Consider the following 21,225-nt stretch of genomic DNA (forward strand, 5'->3'; position numbering starts at 1 on the left):
AAATTGAAGTAGCAAGCCGTTTGATTGAATCCAGAACCTGACTATATGCGGCCCATACCGTCTATCAGTGGAAGGTTCCTTTCGCTTCTACGTGGTCCCGACTAATGCCCTTGCTGAGTGATTTCCATGCAGCCAGCATCATTTGGTGATATTGATTGCAAGCAATCAAAGAGGCCGATGTACTGTTTGACTGCGCCGCGCGTGCGCCGTAAGTGGTCTCTGGGCTGAAGCCCTCAGTAAAGGGCCACTTCCAGGAAGAGGAGGACCACGATGACTACAGGGTCGGCGGAGAGCAATCACGAAATAATTGCAGGGGTCGAGTTGGCAGGAAAACAAGCCAAGGATGCGATACAGGGGGAATTAAGTCTCCGTGTCCTGGGGGCAGAGGTCTCCGTGGTGCTGCATGCGGGAGTGACCGAGGACCTTCAAACGGAGCTGCGGCGTGCCTGGTCCCGCTGCCTCGATCTTCCGGGCGAGTCGATGCCGCGTCCCGAGAAAATCCCGACGGCAGTTTTGGCCCACTCGGGAGAACGTCCATTTCGGGCAACGGTCTCCTCGGCTGTTGGCGCCGCCATCGTAACCGGCCGTACATTCAAGGAATTCGCATCGGAACTGACAAGCGCCGTTACCTTAGCGGGCATCACCGCCGGCCGGGGTGACTTGGTCATGTTGCATGCCGCGGCACTGGCTGATCGGAAAACCGGCCGTTCCGTTGCCCTCGTAGGCCGTTCGGGCATGGGAAAGACCACCGCGACAAGACGCCTCGGCGCTGCTCTGGGCTACGTCACAGATGAGACCGTTGCTGTTGATGGCTCGGACGTGATCGTTCCGTACGCGAAGCCACTCTCCGTGATAGTCGAAGATCTGGCCGCTCCCAAGCATCAGATCGGCCCCGACGAACTTGGGTTACTCGTGGCGCCGGCCAAGCCGACGCTGGCGTCAGTGGTCCTGTTGGACCGAAATCCGGACGCCAGCGTGCCCACGGTCACCGCGCTGGGTCATGCGGAAGCGATTATCGAATTGGCACCGCACACCTCATCGTTGGGTGACGTCCACCAGCCGCTGAGACGTCTTTGCGAGATCCTGGACGCCACGGGTGGCGCTGTCAGGGTGACTTACCGCGAGGCGGGAGACTTGGCAGTCCTTTTGCCCGCGCTCCTTGAGCGGCCAGCCATCTCCAAGACGTGGACGTCAGTCCTGGGGGAGGGGACGCAGCCGCCCGAACGACATGGGTGCGACGACGGTGATCGCCCCGTGCTTCTCAAGAGAGCCGAGCTGATAGACGCCGTTGAGATTCCGCTGGCAGATGGAGATGGGTCAGAACTGATTGTCATGACCGGCGAAGGGGTAGTCCGGCTATCCGGTGTAGGGCCGGCGATCTGGCACGCACTCGCAACTCCCTGCGACATCGACGGCCTTGCCATGCGGATCGCGCCCCGGATAGGACTCCCAACCGGTTACGAGTCCCATTTGCTGAGTAGTGTGGAGGAACTTCAGGCCCATGGCCTTCTGATAGCCGCCTAGTGGTTGGGCCCGAAGCGGGTAACCCTCGCATGTTGTGGCGGTGCCGAGGGCGGCCGCTAAGCCGGAACGACGCCGGGAGCAGTTGTGCGTTATCCAGCAGAACATCGTGTAGTACATTCCAAGCAGTGAAAACTGTGCCAAATGAGCACAATGATAAGTTCCGTTTGCACCAATATTTCCACCTCAAATTTACTTCAGTCGGCTAGCGCGCTGACTGGCTTGAAGGAGCAAACGATGACCTTGGATAAAGGCAAGATAAAAAATCCGGATATCAACCGACGTAAGGTTGTTATCGGCACGGCTTGGAGCATTCCACTGATTGCAGTAGCTGCCGCAACTCCGGCGGTCGCCGCCTCACTCGCTCCTGTCGTAGTGACGCCTGGACCCGGAACCGTCATCACTGATTGGAAGGGTGACCACCACTATGGGAGCAATGAAGAAGATGCGGATCAAAGGGCGTACGACTTCCCCGTCACGGTAACGGACGCAAACGGCAACCCCATTGTCGGGGCCAGCGTCACCGTTCAGGTCTCAGGTCAGAATGAGGACGGCGACGTCCTGGGTATCTACGAGTACCCGGCGCCGGATAATGACGGCCCCGAGGAAGATCAGAGCCGGAATGCCTCGAGTGTCACGGGCGCTGATGGTGTTGCACTCTTTGCAGTGAGTACACAGAACCTGAGCTCTGATGAAGTGCCATCTACCGCTACCATGACCGTGACGGTGACCTACAACGGCACCACCACGGTGTCTGTCATCAAGGTAGTTCTGAGCTCAAGCGACTAGAAGTTGAAACGATAGTCCCCCGGTTTGGTCAGTGGACGCTTTCAACTGACCATGCCGGGTCAAGGGGATAGTTATTGCCCCTGAATTGGAAGAGAGCGTACCTACGGGTTCCCCCCACGTGTCGAACCCGTGGGTCGCGTTCTCCACCCACAGGTCCGAGTCTCGGTATTCGCGCCGGATGGGAAGTTCGACCCCGCGAACGCGGGCCATGTGCAGTCCGCTATTCCGCACCATCAAGCCATGTGGATGTTACTGCGCGCATTCTTAATCAGCCGCCCACATCAGCCCATAAGTTCCCCTCAGCCTGGATTCCGCCAGGGCATAGCTGAAATGCATTAAGGACTCCGCCGCCCAAGAGCCGATGCCGCTACTCGCTGCTATTGCCGTAGATCCGCGATTCCTGAAGACCCCTGCCGCGGGATTGTCTACGCGACGCCCTTCCAAGCGCATTCCTCTCAGCGGCTTTGCGCTGACATCCAGCACTGATCCGATGAAGCTGCTGCACCATCAGCGTGTCACCGCACATCTGATTGCTCGTAGTTGGCGATAGCCTCCGCTGTGACCCGCAGCTGCCTGAAGCATCCGACGAGGCCGCAGACGAGGCCGTCCTAACAGGTTTCCGGCCGCAGAGACCGGCTCGAGTGGATGCCTGACAGGGCCCCCAACCCAGCCCCGGCATTTGAATGGCAAGTGGGTCGAGTTGCGAATGCCGGCGCCGCGATCGGCGCCTCCGTCCCACTGACGAGTAGACGGCCGCAATTCGGAGGGGCGAAAATACGGTGCTGGCAAGCAGAACCTACAGGGCTATGCCTCGGGGTTGACTTTGCGGATGGCTCCACTGAGAACAACATATCGGTCACACCTTCCGACGGAAACGACGGAAAGCGCGTCAAAGGAATCCTGAGATCGGTTAGGCTGCTGCGACGGTCTAAGGGTAGATGGCCAGACATCTAAGTGGCAGGTTGTTACCGCCTGTTGCGATCAGTGCGCACATCTGGAAGCCGACCTTGAGCTCCACCAGGGAACCATGTCGATTGTTCGCCATTGTCATGGCTCACCAGCGTCCCTTGCTGGTTCACCATCTCCCAGCGGCATGCCACTGAGCGTCCGTGTGGCTGTACCCAATTTCCTGAAGTGCGTTGGCAAGTTCTCCACGCGTGGCACACTTGAGGCCGGCCGCAGTGAGCTTCCTACGGCCGCGGAAGAGATGACCTCGCACGGTGGTGGTACGGAGTCCAAGTGCTGCGGCCAAAGACGAAGCTGTCAAAGCCCTGCGTTGCGCGAAGAGCTCCAGTACTTGGATTTCACGGTCGGTGAGCCTACTTCCGATGCTTGACTGTGCTGGAAGGACGGGTACTGCCCCAACCACAATGGCTTCAATCTGCCCGGGAATCTCAGCAGCTGTCCAGTCATCATCCAGAATTGCAACGGCACCCTCTGCGGATAGCGCAGATCGTTGAACCGGGCTAACCCTTCCCAACACAATGCAGCGTCGGCCGGTTGCCGCGATGGTGCGAACCTTAAGTGGAAGGGGCACCTCATCATCAAAAAAAGCATCCAGGGCTATCCAGTGAGCAGCTCTTGGGTGATCAAGCGAAAAGGCTGACCACGAGCTATAGAACTTCCCCAGCGTTGCGGCTTCGGTACTGGTCTTCCACTCGGACATTATTGCCGTGGAGAGGATCGGATTTCTGTGGACGAAATCGACATCAAAGGTGTATGCAACAGCTCCCAATTTGCCCCCGTTCGATGCACAAGCCCAGGTTTCTCCCGCGCCAGCCGTAAGGTGATGTTGATCTGACACATGAGTAAACTAGCCCGCTCCGGCGCCCTATCAGTGGCCCCTAATGCGCGGGCTCAGTGTTGGAGCGAGGGGCAAGAGCGCGCCGTGACCACACTGACCTTGGTTCCCCACCCCTAGTACTTTGGGAGCAGTCAGATCGCCTCGTGTCGCGGGCCCTTCCATAATCAGACAGGCGGAGCAACCCCGCTGTTGTCAGAAGTACGGAATCACCGAGTACGAGAGGCCACTATGGCAACCTCCCTTGCGTCTTCAGGCGTCTTTCCGTTGGCAATGGTGCAGCGTGTACATGCCCGTTTGGGCTCCTGCAGTGGTGGTTCAAACGGAACCCGGGACCTCACTTCTACCGGAACTATCAGCTAGCCTCATGAGATTCTTTGGTGTTGACATTGATGAATAAACCCACCCACAGTGTGAGCCCTTCAAGGCAGGCCAATGACAAGCTGGACGTGCTTGAGCATGACGGACGGGTGAGGGTGCTGCTCGTTGATTTTCTTTGCATCACCTGGGCTGTTGCTATCGCCGAGCTCCTTCGCTTCGGACTGGATGGCCAATCTTTGGACATTGGGTCGGTGGCGACGCCTTATCCTCTGGTCAGTGTGGTTCTTGACGTCTTATGGTGGGTTGGCCTGGGCGCCCTAGGGACCCGACAACCTCGAATACAGGGCTTCGGCACTGAGGAGTACCGGAGGGTGACCACAGCCTCACTATGGTTGTTCGGAGGCATAGCCCTCGTCTCGTACGTGTTCCAGCTTGATACAGCCAGAGGCTACGTGGCGGTGGCCCTGCCGTTGGGCATCGTAAGCCTGCTCATCGGCCGTTGGGCCTTGCGGAAAGACTTGATTCATCGGCGGAAGTCCGGCCAGCATCTGCGCCGTGTCCTTGTGGTTGGAGGGGCCCAAAGTGCAGCCCATCTTGCTCGGCAACTCGGGGCCTATCCAGCTGCGGGTTATCAGCCTGTTGCAGCGTATCTGACCACCTCCGATGCTACTGAGTCCTGGCCAGAAGACCTCCAGCTGCCTGTCATCGGGAAGGGCAAGGACTTGGAGGGAATCCTGGCAGCGGTGGAAACTGCTGCCGCGGACTCTGTGGCCATATCCGGCGCCGACGTCGACCCTCCCACGCTGCGGCAACTCGGGTGGACGCTTACCGCCCGCGACATCGGCATGTTTATGGCACCTGCCCTTACCGACGTTGCCGGCCCCCGCATCCATATGCAGCAGTTGGCCGGACTGCCCCTGATCCACGTGACCACGCCCAACCTGGAAGGCCTGAAGGCAGTAGCCAAACGCGGATTCGATATCTGCGCGTCGTTGGCTCTACTCATTATCTTGGCGATTCCGATGTGCGTCGTTGCAATGTTGGTCAAGCTCGATAGCTCAGGGGCGGCAATGTTCCGCCAGACGCGCATAGGTCGTTCCGGTGAAGTCTTCAGTATGTTGAAGTTTCGATCCATGGTGGTCGATGCCGAGCAGCAACTGGCCCGGCTCACCGAACTGAATCAGGGAAACGGCGTCCTCTTCAAGATGAAGGATGATCCTCGGGTCACCAAAGTGGGCCGATTCATCCGTAGGTACTCCATTGATGAGCTGCCCCAACTCTTCAACGTGCTCATGGGCGACATGAGTTTGGTGGGTCCCCGTCCGCCACTTCCAGTGGAAGTGGAAAGCTACGACGAGTTTGCCCACCGCCGACTCTTGGTCAAACCCGGTCTCACGGGCCCATGGCAGGTCAGCGGGCGCAGCGATCTCTCCTGGGATGATTCAATTCGCTTGGACCTCTACTACGTGGAGAACTGGTCGATGTTTCAAGACCTGATCTATCTCCTGCGAACCGTTAGAGCAGTCTTTGCCAAAGACGGTGCCTACTGAGTCGTCGCTCCCCCTCACTGGGAGCCGCGGCGAGGGCATTCACTGAAGCCCTGCTGCGGAGGGTGTGGCACCCGTGTTGGAGACCCGCCGGCCCTAGATACTGGTGATACAAAAGCGGAGAGTCACAGCCTGTGGGCATTGACAGGTCATCTGGTGGAAGACGCCAGGATCCCTCTCACTCCATCCGCGTAGTCCGGCAACCGATGCTGTCGACCGGACGCGAGGGCGGCGAGCCCGTTGTACCTATCTACCCGTTGTACCTGTCTAGTAGCACCTAACTAGTTAGTGCCTAAGTAGGTGTAAGGCTCGGGGAGTGCCCCAATGCTTTGGTCAGCGGCGTGGGAGGTGCTTCCCCGCAGAAGGTGCCGTGTTTGAGCGTTGAGTAGATGACGTCGCAGCGGCACCGGGCGAGGCCGAGGAGAGCGGCGTCGTGCGGGAAACGATACCGGAGAGGGTCTGCTCGCCCAGTGCCGTGAAGGGTCGCGTCGACCAGATTCACCGGGGCCTTGCGGCTGTGGCTCCGAGCTCAGCGCAGCACCTTGGATCGCCCTAAGCATTCATGGGTCAGGTCAGCGTCGAATCCTGACAGTGCGCTACAGCCGCACGACGCTGGAACCGACTCAGTTGTGAATCAGCCGATGTTCCGGTCCGGCTAGTCCCTCTTAGCGGGGAGGTCCCTCTTAGCGGGGAGGGGCCGAACGCCGGCCTCGCGCTCCGTCCGCTGGGGAACGCCATTGGCTCACGGGGTCCAAAAATGCTGAAGCGTCCGGACTTTCAATCAAGGAGCTTGCGTGGTCGGCGGTCAAAGTCCCGTCAAGACCGGACAGCGTCGCTTGCGAGGTAACTTCAGCAGATTCCACGGGGTCAGGCCACGTTGAACTTGCCTCGAAACCTTGCCCTCCCAGGGCGGGCTGTGCCGGTCCGGGACCTGACATTCGGCTAGTACCCAAGCTTCGTGGACTTGGAGCCTGTGCGTCGTCGGCGCTCCCATATGCTCCGTAGTAGCCGTAGTTGAGATCGCCTGGTCCATTGGTCGCCACGCAGTTGAGAATGACCCCCAGCACGCGTCCGCGAACACGCGTGAGGTTGCCGAGTGCCCTGTACAGGGTGTCCCGGGTTGTCTTGCGCGCCCTGGCAACCACAAGCGTGCCGTCTGCGACGCGGGAAAGTACGGCTGCGTCTGTGACAGGGAGCAGCGGCGGCGCGTCGATGAGAACGATGGCTCGTTGGGACAGATCCTTGAGCAGGTGTTCCATGGCCCGCGAACCAAGTAGCTCGGACGGATTCGGGGGGATACGACCCGCAGTGAGGATCCGGAGGCGCGGATTGGGACCCCACTCCTGAAGTACGTCATCGATGGACGCCCGGCCTGAGAGAACATCCGTCACACCAACGTCCGGCAGAACACCGAAAACTTGATGAACCGTGGGGCGGCGAAGGTCTGCATCGATAACAATGACGTCATTGCCGGCGGCGGCGATGGTCGCAGCAAGATTGCTGGTCACTGTGCTCTTGCCCTCGGAAGGCAGGGAACTGGTAATCAGCAGGATGCGGGGAGGGTTGTCCACATCAATGAAGGTCAAATTGGTGCGCAGTTCCCTCAGCGCTTCCGCCATGGCATGGCCGCCAGGAACGCGGTGAATTCCCGACGTGTTTTCGAGTACGCTCGATTTTTGACTGAGCCGTTTGTCCAGCGGCAAGGTACCCACAACGGCCAGGCCGAAGAGCCGCTCGATTTCGCCGGAAGCGCGAATCCTGCGGTCGAAGTGGTTTCGGGCGAGGGCGTAGCCCAGGCCAATGAGCAACCCTGCAGCCAGTCCAATTCCCAGGGTGGCTGTAAGAAGCGGCGAAATTGGGGCCGAAGGCAGGGTGGCCTTGGCCAACGGGACGATCTTGGTGACAGGCTCTGTCCCGGGACTCGCATTTTCTTTGTCCAGTTCGTAGACCTGCGCCGCCAATGCAGCGACCCACGCATCAGCTACATTCTGGGCGGTCTGGGGATCAGATGATCGTGCGGTGATCCGGATCTCAACTGAATCGAGAGGAACACTCACGCTGATTGATCTTGTGATGTCAGAGGCCGACTGCTGCAACGCCAAGGTCTTGATGACGCTTTCAGCAACCAAAATGGACTCTCCAACGGACTGGTAGCCCTTGGCTTTGGACTTGGCGAGGCTGTCACCTGCAAGGGACATGCCGAGGTTTTCGGCTCCGGCTGTGACCACTATGCCGCTTGATTCAGCTGCGTAGACCTTGGGCTGAAGGACATACCACCCCAACGAGCCTCCTACCATCAACACCGTGATGAGCAGGATCCCGAGCCAATGTGAGCGGACTACGGAAAGGAGGTCATTGCCTGACATCCCTTGAGGTTTATCGTCCTGCAGCAATTGTGTGGTCCTCTCCATGCATGCCAGGTGCGTACTATTCCAAGACGTACAGTTTCAGTCTCGGTAATGGCACGGAGCACTGAGAACCTGAATTGCGGTCGACCTCAGTACCTCTAGCCCGCCCTGTCGGTCTTCCCGGCAGAGGGCGTGTCGCTGCTCGCAGCAAGGCCATGGGCGGAAAGTTCGGACAGGAAGTTCCGAACCTGCTCTGCCATGGCATGTGCATTCGCTCCCAAGTAGACGCTGGTCAACTCCTTGAGAATGTCGGTTTCGGTACGTGTTCCATCGATGAGCTCCCAGATCGCAGCAGCCGACCCCAGAAGGACGAGGGGCGAGCCTCGTTCCAGATTCAAGATGGCCAAGCGCTCTTCGCCGAACGTCGGGACTTCAGCCACGGCGTTAGCCCTGTGCCAGAACTGATTCACTTCGTTGCACCTGTTCCTTGGAATCCGGGGCTCACCCGGGGACGCGCTTCAACCGATCCCTGGCCCGCGCTTGTAGTCAATCCGGACAGGGAGCACAGAGAACTCTTTGACAGGGGCTGCTTTGAGGGCAGCTGATCAATGCCAGTTCCGTGTCCTTGGTCAGATGGCTCTCCGTAGTTGTCCTCGGCATTGTCAGTATCTATGGGGAATCCCCAGGTCCCTCGACCGAATGCTCCCTGGAGGAAGGCCGCCCGGTGGTGTAGCTGCTCAGGCTTCGATAGACGTCCTCGAGCTGCTTGGTGACACCGTCCATGGAGAATTTTTCCCTCGCCAGTCCGACGGCGGCTGCCGACGTGGAGGCTAGTAGGCCTGGTTCTTCAATAAAACGGCGCAAGGCCGCGGAAAGGCCCTCGACACTTGAGTCGCAGACGATCCCCGCTCCGGACTCCGCAATGAACGGAGCAAGCCCGCAACTGTCCGTCACGACTACCGGGACACCGACGGACATTGCTTCCAGCACGCTCATGGGGAACGGTTCGTCAATTGACGGCAACACGTACACGGACGCCCTTCTCATCCGTTCAAGGGTGCTACTGGGCTTCAGCGGCCCTTCAACCCGAATCCACGTAGACGATCCCGAGGCTCGAATCTGGCGACGGACCTCAGGCTCCTCGCCTTCGTCCGGCCCCACGAAGGCCACCTCTATTGGCTTATCGATTGTCTTGGCAAGTAGAGTGGCGGCCTCGACAAGCACTGAGGGCCGTTTTCGTCTGTGCAGCCTCGCAAGGTATAGAAATTCTAAGGATGTTCCCTCCTTGCCTGCTGCGGCGTCAGCCGGAGGGACACCATTGACGAGTCGTTCGAGTGGTCCGTGACCGTCGCCTAAAAGTCCTACAAGGGAAGTCCGTTCCTCGGGCGTCAGCCAAAAGCATCGCTTGCTGGATCGCAGAACCCGAAGTGTCACCAGCGTGTCCAGGATCCTCGCAAGCTTCTTGTTGGACTCGTCAATCATCCCGTGCGTTTGGACCACAAACGGCTTGCGTCGGATCAGGCAAAGGAGGGCGGCCGGAAGCATCACCAAATCACGAGCAAGGTGCAGGTGAACAACATCTGCATCCTTGAGCGCGTGCCATAGTGACGGCAACATCGCGGGAGCGGAGAGCCCAGCAAACCCGGTACCGGGAATGATTCGGAGAGCCTTGAAAAGTCGGGTCTGCACACCTGGACCGAAGTACGACGGGTCCACGGCCCCGCGTGCACCTGCGAATATCTGGACCTGATGTCCGCGCTTTGAAAGTTCCGTCGACTGGTTTTGCGCAACCCGGACGGGCCCTCCGTAGGCCCCGTCCGGACTCACCAGAGTTACTACCTGGACGATTTTCATTGAATTCCTATTGCTTCCTGCCACGTCCGGACTCCTTTAGCGTGCGCTCGATCGCCGCATAATAGCGGTCCACCATGACGTTCTCTTTGTGCTTGTCCGCATGGGTCAAGGCGTCTCTTCCTCGTGCAGCGACGTCCTCTGGGTTGCTGAGCAATGCACGTAGATGGCCGTTCAACGACGTCGGATCGAGTGGTGTAAAGCCCACTGCTTGCTCGCCCGCCGCATCAGGGAGCCCGCCATGATTTGCGTAGACCACAACGCACCCCGCAGCTGCAGCCTCAAGGGCCACGGTTCCGAAAGGCTCGGGCATCCGGCTGGGGATAACGACGATGGAGTTCCGGTTCAGAACCCGGTTGGACTCCTCCGGGCCTTGGGAACCCAGGAACTTCACCGCGTTGCCCAAGCCGCTCAATTCGGCGAGCTTTTCTAGGTGCTCACGTTCAGTTCCATCACCCACGATGGTGAGTGAGACGCCGTCGATGTCTCCGACCAGATCCGCTGCTGCTTCGATGAGCAGGTCAACGCCTTTGTCTTGACTGAGACGGCCTAGATAGACGATTCCCAAAGGATCGCGTACCTCGTTGTCGAGAACTGAGAAGAATTCGTCGCGATAGCTGTTCGGAATGACCTCAACGTCGCCTTCAACATGATCCGCCAGAACCTTGCTGTTGGCCACAATGACATCCGCTCGCCCGATTATTCGGTACTTGGCGGCGTATTTGAGCCGCTGCAAAGAGGACAGTTTCTGCCCGGGCATGCTCACCCACATCCTGAGAGTCACCATCCAGGGCTTGCGCATCAGCGCCAGAGGCCACCAAAGCGAGATGGCTGGGTTGTTATGAAAGACGACGTCGGCACTTTTCATCAATGCGAAAAGGTGGCGTGGGGACGGCCGCCTGATGACTTCGTAAGGGAAAGCCCGGGTCTCGGTGGGCTCCGGTGTGTTGGTCACGACTGTGACTTCAGCACCATGCCTCATGAATCCACGCGCAAGAATGTCAGAGGTAATCTCCACTCCGCCAACGCTCGGATAGAACACGTGCGCAACCAAGGCGATCTTCAGCCGACGCTGCAGGGTTTTAGGGCTATTGGCCACGAACACCACTCCCAATTTCATGTAGAAACTGTGCAACTCCCTCGCGGAAAGGCTCCCATCCCGATGCTCTGGCGATTTCCAACGCTTTGGCGCTCCGCTCTTGAACCAGTCCAGGATCATCCACGAACCGTTGGAGTTCGGCGGCGATCTGGTCTGGCGCAAACCGATCCACTACAGCTCCGGCACCTTGGGCCACAAGGTCGTCAACGCCGCTTCCGGCCGTGACCACCGCGGGTAGGCCCTGGCTCAGTCCTTCCAAAGCCGCGAGGGAACGTCCTTCAACAATGCTTGGTAGCAACAGCACGTGGTGCTTTCGCATTTCCACGAGAATTTCACTCCTCGGCATGGTCCCGCGATAATCCACCGTTCCGAGCATGTCCTCAAGGGCAGGGAAAGTCTCGCCAGGCAGTTGGCCAATGGCAGTAACGTGCACGGCGGAAGAGAGGGCCTTGGCCGCGGACACCACGTCCGCGATCCCCTTCATGCCAACAATGCGGCCCACGAACAAGACCTTGAGCGGCCCGTTGCCATCCCATTTTAAAGGGGCCTGCCCGGGGCTAACCTGAGGACAACCGTAGGGAATCTCCTTGATGTGGCCCTTTACGCCAGCCGCACGTAGGCTCTCCGTGACCTGCGCCGATGGTGAGATCAACCGGGTTGCCAAGGCAAGCTCAAGGTCTTCCATGCCATGGACCTTGCTACGGGTTAGGTCCTGGCGCGCCGTGATTGCCCATCCGGGTGCCAAGCCTTCCAGTTGCTCGGCCCAGTGCCGGGTTGTGGCCCAATGAACGTGCGGTACTTCCAAGATGGTTTCCAGGTTGCGTTCCCGCGCTGCACTGAACACTCGTGAGGCGAAGGTTGAGTATCCGTAGACGGCATCCGGTTGATTGAGGCCGCGGAGGGTGTGGATCGCCTTGGTCTCGACCTGCTGGGCAACCCAGTGGGCGGAGAACGGACCCGATGCTGAGCCAAGTCGTCTTAAAGCTGCCGGCTGCGCACGCAGGAGAAGATTGCGGATCAGTTCACTCGTGGGTGTGACATGCAGGTGGTGTTTTTCGATCATGGGAAACAGCCGCCGCTCAACCAGTGACCTTGCGGGCGGGAGCCAGGACAACGCCTCAGGCTCTGTCCAGCCGATCGCGGTGATAAAAGCCGACAATAGGCGGTGTTCGCTGAGCGCGGTCAGGGTTTGGCGGACATTCTCGTTCCCGAAGGGGTGTACTAGGACGGTTTTCATGGGACCGGAGGACGTGCTTCGCGTGGCTCCCATCATGGCGTGGTGGTGATGTCGGCGGCGACCGCAGCGATGTCATCTGGACCGAAGACCGCAGCCATTTGGGTGTCGTTCTTGCCTTCGCTCACGTTCTCGTTGTGCAGGGCCTGCTCCTGTGATCGGGGGTATACCGTGAGGTGTTGCCCGGCAGCGTCAACCACCCGGCGTCGGAAACCGTTGCGAATGGCCAAAGCATTCAGCCAGATGTCGTCCGCTCGCGGTGCGACTTCTCGAAACGAAGTCCCCGCGTCCCGGATCGCCGATTGCAGCCGGGGAGGCAGAAGCACCCCGGCTCCTCCTGTGAGGAAGTTGGCATGGCTGGCCGAACCTGGGGGAGCCGGTGTCCACGAGTTGTAGTTTGCGATAGTTATCCGCCCGGCGTCGGTCTTTATGCGGTGAGCGCGGTAGGCAGGAATTTCATGGGCGTGTCCTGACTCGCGGAGGAGGATTTCCAGCCAGCGCCGTGGGTACATAAGGTCATCGTCGGCAAGAGCGAGCGACAGGCCATGGTCAGCGAAATCGCGGCAATACGGGAAGTACTTCTTGTGCGGCCCCAGGTCCTCGCAACGCAGGATTTCCAGTCCGCGGCGTTCCAGACGCTTGAGCATGGGATACGCGGATACGTCGAAGTCCGGCTCGTCCACCCAAAGGATCATTCGGGACGGCAGCACTGAGCCGGCCGCGATGGATTCCAGGGCATGGGCGACGATTCCCAATCGGCGCCCATAGGAGGTCATACTCACGGCAACCCCCGCGCTTCCCGTCACTACTCGCCGGGAGAAGCGATTCCGGAGTCGTAGGCGGGAGATCAGCGCTGTTTTGTACACCAGCCGAGGCACTCTGGGTAGTGCACTGTCCAAGGCGAGATGGCGCCCCGTACTAGTTGGAAAAGGCATGTACTTTCTTCTTTCCTGTCTGTCTTACTAGCGTCTTCAGGACCAGCTGAATGTCCCTGGATCTAAGCCCGTAGAAGCCTCGAATTCCCATTCCGAAGTGTGCGCGCAGCCATACGACGTTCATGGTTCCGGCCACAACATTTCCCACCAGAGTGGACAGGGCGGCTCCCATGGCACCCAGCGTGGGTACCGCCATCAAGAGGACCGCCGTGTTGGCTATAGCCCCGATGACCATTCCCCAGCTCCGGAGGCCCGGGCGCCCCCGAGCGCTCAATCCGGCGCCTGCTACTGAACCGGCGGTACCAAGGGTGACTCCCGCAAGGATTACCCAAGTGACGGCGACGGCGGCACCAAACGATGCGCCAAAAAGCACCGGAATTGCCCAAGGCAGAAGGACACCGATGCCGATACTCGCCAAGCCTGCCGCCGCTGAGGTCAGACGAGCCGTCTGTTGGAGACGGTCCGTGTGCTCGCGATCCTGGGAGCTTCCCGCGTCCGAGGAAAATACGACGTTGCGAACCGCCCCGGCCAGCACAGCGGGGACCTCTCCCAAGCTGACTGCAACGGCATAAAGTCCCAACTGCAGTGGACCTGCAAGCGGAATCATCAAAAGCTGATCGAGTCGCAACAGGACAACTCCGGCCAATGAACCGACCCATAGCCGACTGCCGTAGTTCAAAAGGCGGACTCTCTTGGCCGTGGCATTCCGGTATCCTCGCCGGTATTCGATGAGGTACGGCACAGTGAGGAGACCCTTCAGCAAGGGAATCCCCAGCATCACAACTGTTGCTGTCAAGGGGACCAAAAGACCCGACATGGCCAGGGCGGACAAGAGAATCAGCCGCAATGCGGAGAGAGCGAAATCCATCAGGGCTGATCGCTTCCAAGCATGCGTCCCGGCCAGGATGCTGTTCGGAATGGAAGCCCAGAACGTGGGAATAGTCAGTATCGCCGTCAGCATGATGAGCTGCTCGACTTCGGTATTGCCATCAGCGAGGATCGGGGCACTCAGCGCTACGAGTGCCGCTGCGACGGCACCCAGCAACGTCAAGATGCCAAACGCCCGCCGTACAGCCCTGCGGGCGCCTCTTGCCTGCCGTGCAACATAAAACGTCAGTGCCTCCGGCATGCCCAGCGCTCCGACGGCGACGGCGAAGAGCATTGGAGCCATGCCGGCAGCAAGAGTTCCGCGTCCCTCAACACCGAGTGTTTGGGCCAGGATGGGAGCCGTTGCCAATGAAATGAGAGGAGTCACCGCCGTGCCCGCCACTGCATAGAAGATTCTGCTGCCGTGGCTTGGCTTTTGATCAACGTTCGTGCCCGTCTTAGGGCTCATCCGAGCGCTCATCTAGTGAGTACCCGCCGTGGAGGAAAGGTAGGTGAATCGTCCGGGGCCATATGACGAGTTAATAAGTCTCCGGAGGGATCGCCCTTCACACGAGGATTGCGGCGGGAGGAACGATAGCTCGCCATGGCGAGTACAAACCAGAAGAGGTGGATGTCGATGGAGTTGCCGCCAATGGAGCTGTAACCATTTATTGCAATAGTGATGAGGGCAGCAGAAGCAACTCCCGGCCAGCTTTCCCTTTCCTTGATGTCTATCTGGCTAAGAAGGAGGTAAACCATGAAGATGAAGAACGCTGCTACAACAAGAATTCCAAACATGAGAGCCATCATGAAGTAGCCGTTCTCCAGGCTGGAACCCAAGGTGCCTTCTCCCTTGAGGTCCCGACTTCCCGGATAGCCACCGACGAGGAACTCTCCTGTGTGTTCCCAAAACCAGTCGAAAGCGGCCACTCTCAGAGCCGCGGAGCCGTTGTCGTCTTCGAACTTTTGTAGGAGTTTCTCACCGGCTATTCCTTGGATACTGGCCAAAAGTGCTATGGATACGACCGTGGCAAAAAGAACGGTTCGAAGTACCTTGCGGCCTCCACTGATGACAAGGAAGACGAACCCGATGACGGTGAGAATGAGGCCCATGCGGCCATAGGCAAGCGGCACAGTCACCAGGAGGACTGCCGCCAGCGTGAAGCGCAGGAGCATTGATCTGATCAGGGAAAGAAGGGGTATGGTGGCGGCAAAAAAGACACCAACTTGGATGCCGTGCCCAAAGGTGCCAATGGCGGAACCAAGCTCGGATAGCTTGCCGGTCAAATAGGTGATTTTCGAAAAATCGCTTTCCCACACGATGGTCCGGCCCGTAGCCACTTGCAATTGCGATAGCGCTGCTTCCACGAGTGCCAGAAGCGTAAATGTCACCAGGAAAAATCTTCCTGCTCCCGGTATTGAGCGAAGTGAATATCGCATAAACACAAAGACGTAATATGGCGCCCACACGATGCCAAGGACGAACATGGTTGTATCCAACAATCCTGCGCTGCCCGGGTTTCCGACGTCGGTCATCATGACTGCTGCGATCCCACCAAGAATTGCTTGAGGCCAAACGCCGGCAGAACGGATCACCCGACCGAAGATGCTTGGAGCAAATGCCAGCTGAACGAGGACAAAGCAGAGAAACAGGTATGTCGACGGATGAAGCCCGGGCATGATTTCGTTCTGAACCACACCGGGAACCAAGATTCTCACCACGATGACGGCAGCCAAAACCACATGCATGCGGCGAACAAAGACGACGCTGACGACCAGGCTGAGTCCTATCCAGATGATCAGCGTGCTCAAAGCGGCTCCCCGCCTGCCTTGGCCGTCTGCGCAGGCCTGCTGGTTCCTATGGACGCCAGGAGACGCGCCCCAGGTGGTACGTCCTTAACCACTAAAGCCGAAGCTCCCACCAGGCAAGCATCGCCGACGTTCACGCCCCGCAGCACCGTTGCGCGAGCACCAATCCAACTACCGTCACCAATCACAATTGGCGCGTTATCGAACTCGAAAGTGGGGGAGTCGAATGAGTGGCTACCCGTGCAAAGAAGGACGCCTTGCGAGATGCAGCAATCGGAACCTATGGTGACCGGCTCAAGATTAAGGATCCAAGCATCGACGCCGATCCACACGTTGTCACCCAGGGTTAGCTTCCACGGCCAATGAATATTGACTCCATGGCGGATCTTTACGCCTTGTCCGACGGATGCACCAAAGGCCCTGAGAATGCGCACACGCAGTGATGATGGGCACCACCAGGCGCGGAAAACCAGATTCTGAGCGGTGAACCAGGCGGCTTGCCAGAGTAGTCCTCGTCCTTTGTCGTAGCCGGCGCCAGTAAACCCAGCAAGATCCAGCCGACTCATCCTAGGTGGTGTTCCAGGGCATAGACGAGGCCCGCAATTGATGCTGAACATGCCAGCGCCCGCATCGTGGTGTTCATTTGTCCTCAGCATTCTGTCATTCGGATACCTCTCGATTGTGGTTGGGGCTCACACCCCCTAGATCCGAAAGGTCCCGCTTTCTCAGTGGTGAGACCAGCCGCTGTGCTAACAAAGAATGACAATTCGCGGCGGCATCCGGCGCCTCCACGAGCACTCCCTTCGAACAGGGAAGCTGCTCAGCACTTCTCACAGAGGGCAGACCGAAGGACTGTTGCTTTACGGATCCTCCGTGGAGGTCCACCCGGTATTACGTATGGATGCTCGGACCACCTGCGTATCAGGAAAAGGATGCCCTTGGGGCGCTTCAACTGACGGGTGCTGACGCACTGCTGCGCACGGTCGGCAGCCCCCTCCCTGATCAGCGCCTTGGGCCTGGACTCCGCCGAGCTTGCCTCGACCGACCCCGTTTGCCATAGGCCATGAGTTGCCTGAGTGGTTTGTCTTTTCTCTGCCCCCATACGCAGATGGCCTCGGCTGTCACACGTAATACCGAGTGAACCTCCACGGAGGAACGGGAATAAGAGGGAATTTCGGACGAGGCTCAGCGGAGCCGCCGACAAAGCAGAGTCGCCTGCTTGTCGGATGCCTTTGGAGACCATTGGCGGGCGACGACGGCGCAAAGCGGGTAGTTTCCTTCGAACGTTTTGACCTGCTTCGATCAGGCGCGGTGACCGGTTTCGCTCTCTGGGCAGAAGCGGTCTCGGAGTTCCTCGGCTCGCAATGACAGCCGTCCCATTCTGACCGTCCTTCTGCCACCCCCCACCACTTAGGAAGCGCAGCCTTTCGGCCCTAGGGGGTGTAAGCCCCCAACCACAATCGACTGGTACCCGAATGACAGAATGCTGAGGACAAATGGAGACCACGACGAGGGCGCTGGCATGTTCACCATCACGTACAGGCCATGCCCAAGCCTTGGAACACCAACAGGTGGCTCAACGCTTGGTTCATCACACTGGACGAGAAATTCCGGTTGAGCCACATCTCAGGGTCAACGAAAAGGGACGACGGATCGCACTGATTGCGGGCATCGTCTTGGGACACGTTGTCACCCTGTTTGGGCCGTTGCTGCTTGGCCGATGGCCAGTGGTCCCCCTGTGACGAATAGATCCGTGACGTTTAACTATTTGCCGAACCAAAAGTGCGCACGGGCAGTGAGCTTCCGTCTGATCGGTGACGACGCATGAAAGCACTGATTGTTGGCCTGAATTATGCCCCGGAACCCAGCGGAAACGCTCCGTACACGAGCAAACTCTCGCAAGGGCTGGCGGGCCGCGGGGTCGTTGTCAAAGTTCTGACCGGATACCCCCACTATCCGGAATGGAAGATCGCGGACGGCTACAAGGGCTTTTCCATGGAGGAGAGTCTTGGCGGCGTGCCCGTCAAACGACTACGCTCGACGGTCCCACGACGGCCCAACGGACTCGGTCGTTTCATCATGGAGATCACCTTCGGGGTCCGCTCAATGCTTGAGCGTTGGGAACGACCCGATGTGGTTCTCGTTGTTAGTCCAGCCCTGTTCTCGGCGGCGTTCGCCATTCTGCGAGCACGTATTTTCCGCATCCCGGTAGGAATCTGGGTTCAGGACCTGTACAGCAAAGGAATCGAGGAAACGGGCCATGCACGTTCCCCGCTAGCTTCAGTCATGAAGCGCATGGAATCCGCGATCCTAAGTGCCGCGGACGGAGTAAGCGTGATTCACGAACGTTTCCGCGACCACGTTGTCAATGACCTCGGGGTGCCCGCACACCGTGTACGTGTGATTCGAAATTGGACCCACGTTCAACACCACCACTCTTTCGACAGATCGGCGGCTCGCAAACGGCTTGGCTGGGCCCCCACTGATTTCGTTGCGCTCCATGCGGGCAATATGGGGGTCAAACAGGGGCTGGAGAACCTGATTGATACCGCGCACCTGGCAGGGCGTAGCGGAAGCGATGTTCGTGTCGTCCTGCTGGGCAATGGCAACCAGCGGCGCATCCTCGAATCCAAGGGGGCGGGTATCGACAGGCTGCAGTTCCTGGAGCCGCTTCCGGACCGAGACTACTCAGAGGCGCTCCGATCGGCCGATGTTCTGCTCGTCAACGAGCGTCCAGGTGTAAGAGAAATGTCGGTGCCGAGCAAGCTGACAAGTTACTTCGTGACAGGTCTTCCGATCATTGCCGCCACGGAGGAAGACAGTGCGACAGCACACGAATTGTCTGCAGCAGGGGCCGGGATCCGTGCAGACTCCGGATCGCCAGGGGACCTGGTGGCCGCCATTGAGCGTCTCCGCGAGGACCCTGATTCTGCCAAGGACTTCGGAGTAGCCGGCCAGCAGTACAGCGAGCGAGTTCTTACCGAAGAGGTGGCAGTCGAGAGCTACCTCGACTGGTTGGGCGGTCTGGCGTCACGGAAGCACTCGCGCTGATACGAGATTTGCCACATTTATCTGTACGACAAGAAGGAAGAAACTTTGGCCAAGAAAGCGCTAATCACAGGAATCACGGGGCAGGACGGCTCGTACCTCGCCGAACTTTTGCTCTCAAAAGGCTATGAGGTTCACGGTCTGATCCGTCGTTCCTCGACCTTTAATACGTCCCGCATCGATCACCTCTATGTGGACCCGCATAACAGCGAAGCGCGCCTTTTCCTCCACTATGGGGACCTTTCCGACGGCGCCCGGCTGGTGACCTTGTTGGCTGAAATCCGCCCGGACGAAGTCTATAACCTGGGGGCCCAGTCGCACGTCCGGGTTTCTTTTGACGAACCGGAGCATACCGGCAACACGACTGGAATTGGCACTACCCGGCTTCTGGAAGCTGTGCGCATGGCCGGTATTGAGACCCGTTTCTACCAAGCATCCTCGTCCGAGATGTTCGGCGCTACCCCGCCGCCACAGGATGAGGCAACTCCCTTCTATCCCCGTTCTCCGTATGGGGCGGCCAAGGTCTACAGCTACTGGATGACCAAGAACTATCGGGAGGCCTACGGCATGTTTGCCGTCAACGGTATCCTGTTCAACCACGAATCGCCCCGCCGTGGCGAGACGTTCGTGACTCGCAAAATCACGCGTGCTGTCGCGGCCATAAAGGCGGGTAAACAGTCCGAGTTGTACATGGGGAACTTGCAGGCTGTCCGCGACTGGGGTTACGCGGCTGAGTACGTCGAGGGTATGTGGCGCATGCTTCAGGTGGATGAGCCTGATGATTATGTTCTGGCAACAAACGAGGGTTACACCGTCAAGGATTTTCTTGAGAACGCGTTTGAACACGTTGGTTTGAATTGGGAAAACTACGTCCGTTTTGACGAGCGTTACCTTCGGCCGACGGAGGTTGAAGCACTCATCGGTGATTACTCGAAGGCCAAGGAAAAGCTGGACTGGGAACCGACGGTCAAGACACCGGAACTGGCTCGCCTCATGGTGGATGCTGATATCAAAGCCTTGCAGCATGGGGGGAACCCTTGGATCGACACCGTTGATCTGCAGACTTGGAAGGTTCTTGCTCGATGACGGCCTTCACCCCCGGACGGCTTGATCGATCTTCCCCGTTCTATGTTGCAGGGCATGGCGGTTTGGTGGGTTCCGCCCTTTGGCGGAAACTCACGGCGGAAGGTTTTACGAAGATGGTGGGGCGAACATCCAAGGAACTGGATCTCAGGAACCGCGCCGCTGTGTTCGCCTTCTTCGAAAGGGAGAGGCCTCGGTACGTGGCGCTGGCCGCAGCCAAGGTTGGTGGCATCCTTGCGAACAAGACGTACCCGGTGGATTTCCTTAGCGACAATGTTCAAATCCAAGTGAATGTCATGGATGCTGCCCATAGATATGGGGTGGAACGGCTGCTGTTCTTGGGCTCATCCTGCATCTACCCCAAGCTGGCACCCCAGCCCCTCAAGGAGGAGTACCTTCTAACAGGGCCGTTGGAGGAGACTAACGAGGCCTACGCAATTGCCAAAATCTCGGGAATCATGCAGGTGCAAGCCGTCCGCCAGCAGTACGGCTTACCTTGGATTTCAGCTATGCCGACCAACCTGTATGGCCCCGGCGATAACTTCTCGGCACAAGGCTCCCATGTTTTGCCGGCCCTCATCCGCCGCTTTGATGAAGCCCGGATTCGGGAGGAAGCCTCGGTAACCAACTGGGGAACGGGTGCACCCCGCCGCGAATTCCTTCACGTGGACGACTTGGCAGATGCTTGCCTGCATCTGTTGGAAAACTACGATGGCCCGGAACACGTGAACGTTGGCGTGGGTGAGGACATGACCATCAAAGAGCTCGCTGGTCTGGTTGCCGCCACCGTCGGCTATAAGGGTGCAATCGAGTGGGACGCGACAAAACCTGATGGTACACCCCGCAAGCTCATGGATGTGCGAAAGCTTGAGTCTCTCGGATGGACCGCCCGCATTTCCTTGAAGGAAGGGATCGAGTCCACGTACGCCTGGTTCGAGGACAACCGGAACGGCGTCAGGGACTAGCGTGTGG

General features: G+C 58.8%; 16 protein-coding genes. 6 read left to right on the forward strand and 10 right to left on the reverse strand.

Annotation, left to right across the window (positions count from 1 at the left end):
* The first annotated feature begins 270 nt into the window (after positions 1-270).
* A complete protein-coding gene (locus AC1RJY_RS12195) occupies positions 271-1,524 on the forward strand; it encodes an ATP-binding protein (protein ID WP_498602375.1) in 1,254 nt (417 codons plus the stop codon).
* Between the two features lie 234 nt (positions 1,525-1,758).
* Positions 1,759-2,310: a transcriptional initiation protein Tat gene (locus tag AC1RJY_RS12200; RefSeq protein ID WP_498602376.1), complete on the forward strand. Its 552-nt coding sequence runs from the start codon at positions 1,759-1,761 to the stop codon at positions 2,308-2,310.
* Between the two features lie 1,075 nt (positions 2,311-3,385).
* Here AC1RJY_RS12200 and AC1RJY_RS12205 read toward each other — a convergent pair.
* Positions 3,386-4,045, reverse strand: a complete 660-nt coding sequence (locus AC1RJY_RS12205) for a hypothetical protein (RefSeq protein ID WP_238324428.1) — start codon at positions 4,043-4,045, stop codon at positions 3,386-3,388.
* Positions 4,046-4,503: 458 nt separating this feature from the next.
* On the opposite strand from AC1RJY_RS12205, the gene AC1RJY_RS12210 reads away from it, so the two are divergent.
* Complete coding sequence (locus AC1RJY_RS12210) at positions 4,504-5,982, forward strand: sugar transferase (RefSeq protein WP_498602377.1); 1,479 nt, start codon at positions 4,504-4,506, stop codon at positions 5,980-5,982.
* Between the two features lie 680 nt (positions 5,983-6,662).
* On the opposite strand, the gene AC1RJY_RS12215 is transcribed toward AC1RJY_RS12210, so the two are convergent.
* The 9 genes from AC1RJY_RS12215 to AC1RJY_RS12255 form a co-directional block, all read right to left on the reverse strand.
* A complete protein-coding gene (locus AC1RJY_RS12215; protein ID WP_011776715.1) occupies positions 6,663-8,345 on the reverse strand; it encodes a tyrosine-protein kinase domain-containing protein in 1,683 nt (560 codons plus the stop codon).
* Between the two features lie 140 nt (positions 8,346-8,485).
* A complete protein-coding gene (locus AC1RJY_RS12220; RefSeq protein WP_498602378.1) occupies positions 8,486-8,767 on the reverse strand; it encodes a PqqD family protein in 282 nt (93 codons plus the stop codon).
* A gap of 229 nt (positions 8,768-8,996) precedes the next feature.
* Entirely contained in the window at positions 8,997-10,181 is a 1,185-nt protein-coding gene (locus AC1RJY_RS12225) for a glycosyltransferase (protein ID WP_498602379.1), read from the reverse strand.
* 7 nt (positions 10,182-10,188) lie between these two features.
* Entirely contained in the window at positions 10,189-11,298 is a 1,110-nt protein-coding gene (locus tag AC1RJY_RS12230; protein WP_498602380.1) for a glycosyltransferase family 4 protein, read from the reverse strand.
* The gene (locus AC1RJY_RS12235) at positions 11,267-12,514 is read right to left on the reverse strand and encodes a glycosyltransferase family 4 protein (RefSeq protein ID WP_498602382.1); all 1,248 of its coding nucleotides are present in this window, start codon (positions 12,512-12,514) and stop codon (positions 11,267-11,269) included. Before AC1RJY_RS12235 ends, AC1RJY_RS12230 begins: the two co-directional genes overlap by 32 nt.
* Before the next feature lie 32 nt (positions 12,515-12,546).
* Positions 12,547-13,293, reverse strand: a complete 747-nt coding sequence (locus AC1RJY_RS12240) for a hypothetical protein (protein ID WP_143711680.1) — start codon at positions 13,291-13,293, stop codon at positions 12,547-12,549.
* A gap of 136 nt (positions 13,294-13,429) precedes the next feature.
* A complete protein-coding gene (locus AC1RJY_RS12245; protein WP_498602383.1) occupies positions 13,430-14,782 on the reverse strand; it encodes a lipopolysaccharide biosynthesis protein in 1,353 nt (450 codons plus the stop codon).
* Between the two features lie 8 nt (positions 14,783-14,790).
* Positions 14,791-16,125 carry an O-antigen ligase family protein gene (locus AC1RJY_RS12250; protein WP_498602384.1) on the reverse strand — a complete coding sequence of 445 codons (1,335 nt, stop codon included), beginning with the start codon at positions 16,123-16,125 and terminating at the stop codon, positions 14,791-14,793.
* Positions 16,122-16,556 carry a DapH/DapD/GlmU-related protein gene (locus AC1RJY_RS12255; RefSeq protein ID WP_498602385.1) on the reverse strand — a complete coding sequence of 145 codons (435 nt, stop codon included), beginning with the start codon at positions 16,554-16,556 and terminating at the stop codon, positions 16,122-16,124. Before AC1RJY_RS12255 ends, AC1RJY_RS12250 begins: the two co-directional genes overlap by 4 nt.
* 1,390 nt (positions 16,557-17,946) lie before the next feature.
* Between AC1RJY_RS12255 and AC1RJY_RS12260 the strand changes: the two genes are divergently transcribed.
* The 3 genes from AC1RJY_RS12260 to AC1RJY_RS12270 are packed head-to-tail and all read left to right on the forward strand — an operon-like array spanning position 17,947 to position 21,218.
* The gene (locus AC1RJY_RS12260; RefSeq protein ID WP_011776705.1) at positions 17,947-19,173 is read left to right on the forward strand and encodes a glycosyltransferase family 4 protein; all 1,227 of its coding nucleotides are present in this window, start codon (positions 17,947-17,949) and stop codon (positions 19,171-19,173) included.
* Between the two features lie 45 nt (positions 19,174-19,218).
* Positions 19,219-20,256, forward strand: coding sequence for a GDP-mannose 4,6-dehydratase (gene gmd / locus AC1RJY_RS12265; protein WP_210065321.1), 1,038 nt, complete (start codon positions 19,219-19,221; stop codon positions 20,254-20,256).
* On the forward strand, positions 20,253-21,218 hold the full coding sequence (locus AC1RJY_RS12270) for a GDP-L-fucose synthase family protein (protein ID WP_498602386.1): 966 nt from the start codon (positions 20,253-20,255) through the stop codon (positions 21,216-21,218). Before gmd ends, AC1RJY_RS12270 begins: the two co-directional genes overlap by 4 nt.
* Positions 21,219-21,225: the final 7 nt, after the last annotated feature.

The sequence above is a fragment of the Arthrobacter sp. GW822-FHT05G07 genome, assembly GCF_058799755.1.

Bases quoted from the DNA above. Each gene is read 5' to 3' on its own strand.
- AC1RJY_RS12195 (WP_498602375.1), top strand. From the start codon at position 271: ATGACTACAGGGTCGGCGGAGAGCAATCACGAAATAATTGCAGGGGTC.
- AC1RJY_RS12200 (WP_498602376.1), top strand. From the start codon at position 1,759: ATGACCTTGGATAAAGGCAAGATAAAAAATCCGGATATCAACCGACGT.
- AC1RJY_RS12210 (WP_498602377.1), top strand. From the start codon at position 4,504: ATGAATAAACCCACCCACAGTGTGAGCCCTTCAAGGCAGGCCAATGAC.
- AC1RJY_RS12215 (WP_011776715.1), bottom strand. From the start codon at position 8,345: ATGTCAGGCAATGACCTCCTTTCCGTAGTCCGCTCACATTGGCTCGGG.
- AC1RJY_RS12225 (WP_498602379.1), bottom strand. From the start codon at position 10,181: ATGAAAATCGTCCAGGTAGTAACTCTGGTGAGTCCGGACGGGGCCTAC.
- AC1RJY_RS12230 (WP_498602380.1), bottom strand. From the start codon at position 11,298: ATGAAATTGGGAGTGGTGTTCGTGGCCAATAGCCCTAAAACCCTGCAG.
- AC1RJY_RS12235 (WP_498602382.1), bottom strand. From the start codon at position 12,514: ATGAAAACCGTCCTAGTACACCCCTTCGGGAACGAGAATGTCCGCCAA.
- AC1RJY_RS12245 (WP_498602383.1), bottom strand. From the start codon at position 14,782: ATGAGCCCTAAGACGGGCACGAACGTTGATCAAAAGCCAAGCCACGGC.
- AC1RJY_RS12260 (WP_011776705.1), top strand. From the start codon at position 17,947: ATGAAAGCACTGATTGTTGGCCTGAATTATGCCCCGGAACCCAGCGGA.
- AC1RJY_RS12270 (WP_498602386.1), top strand. From the start codon at position 20,253: ATGACGGCCTTCACCCCCGGACGGCTTGATCGATCTTCCCCGTTCTAT.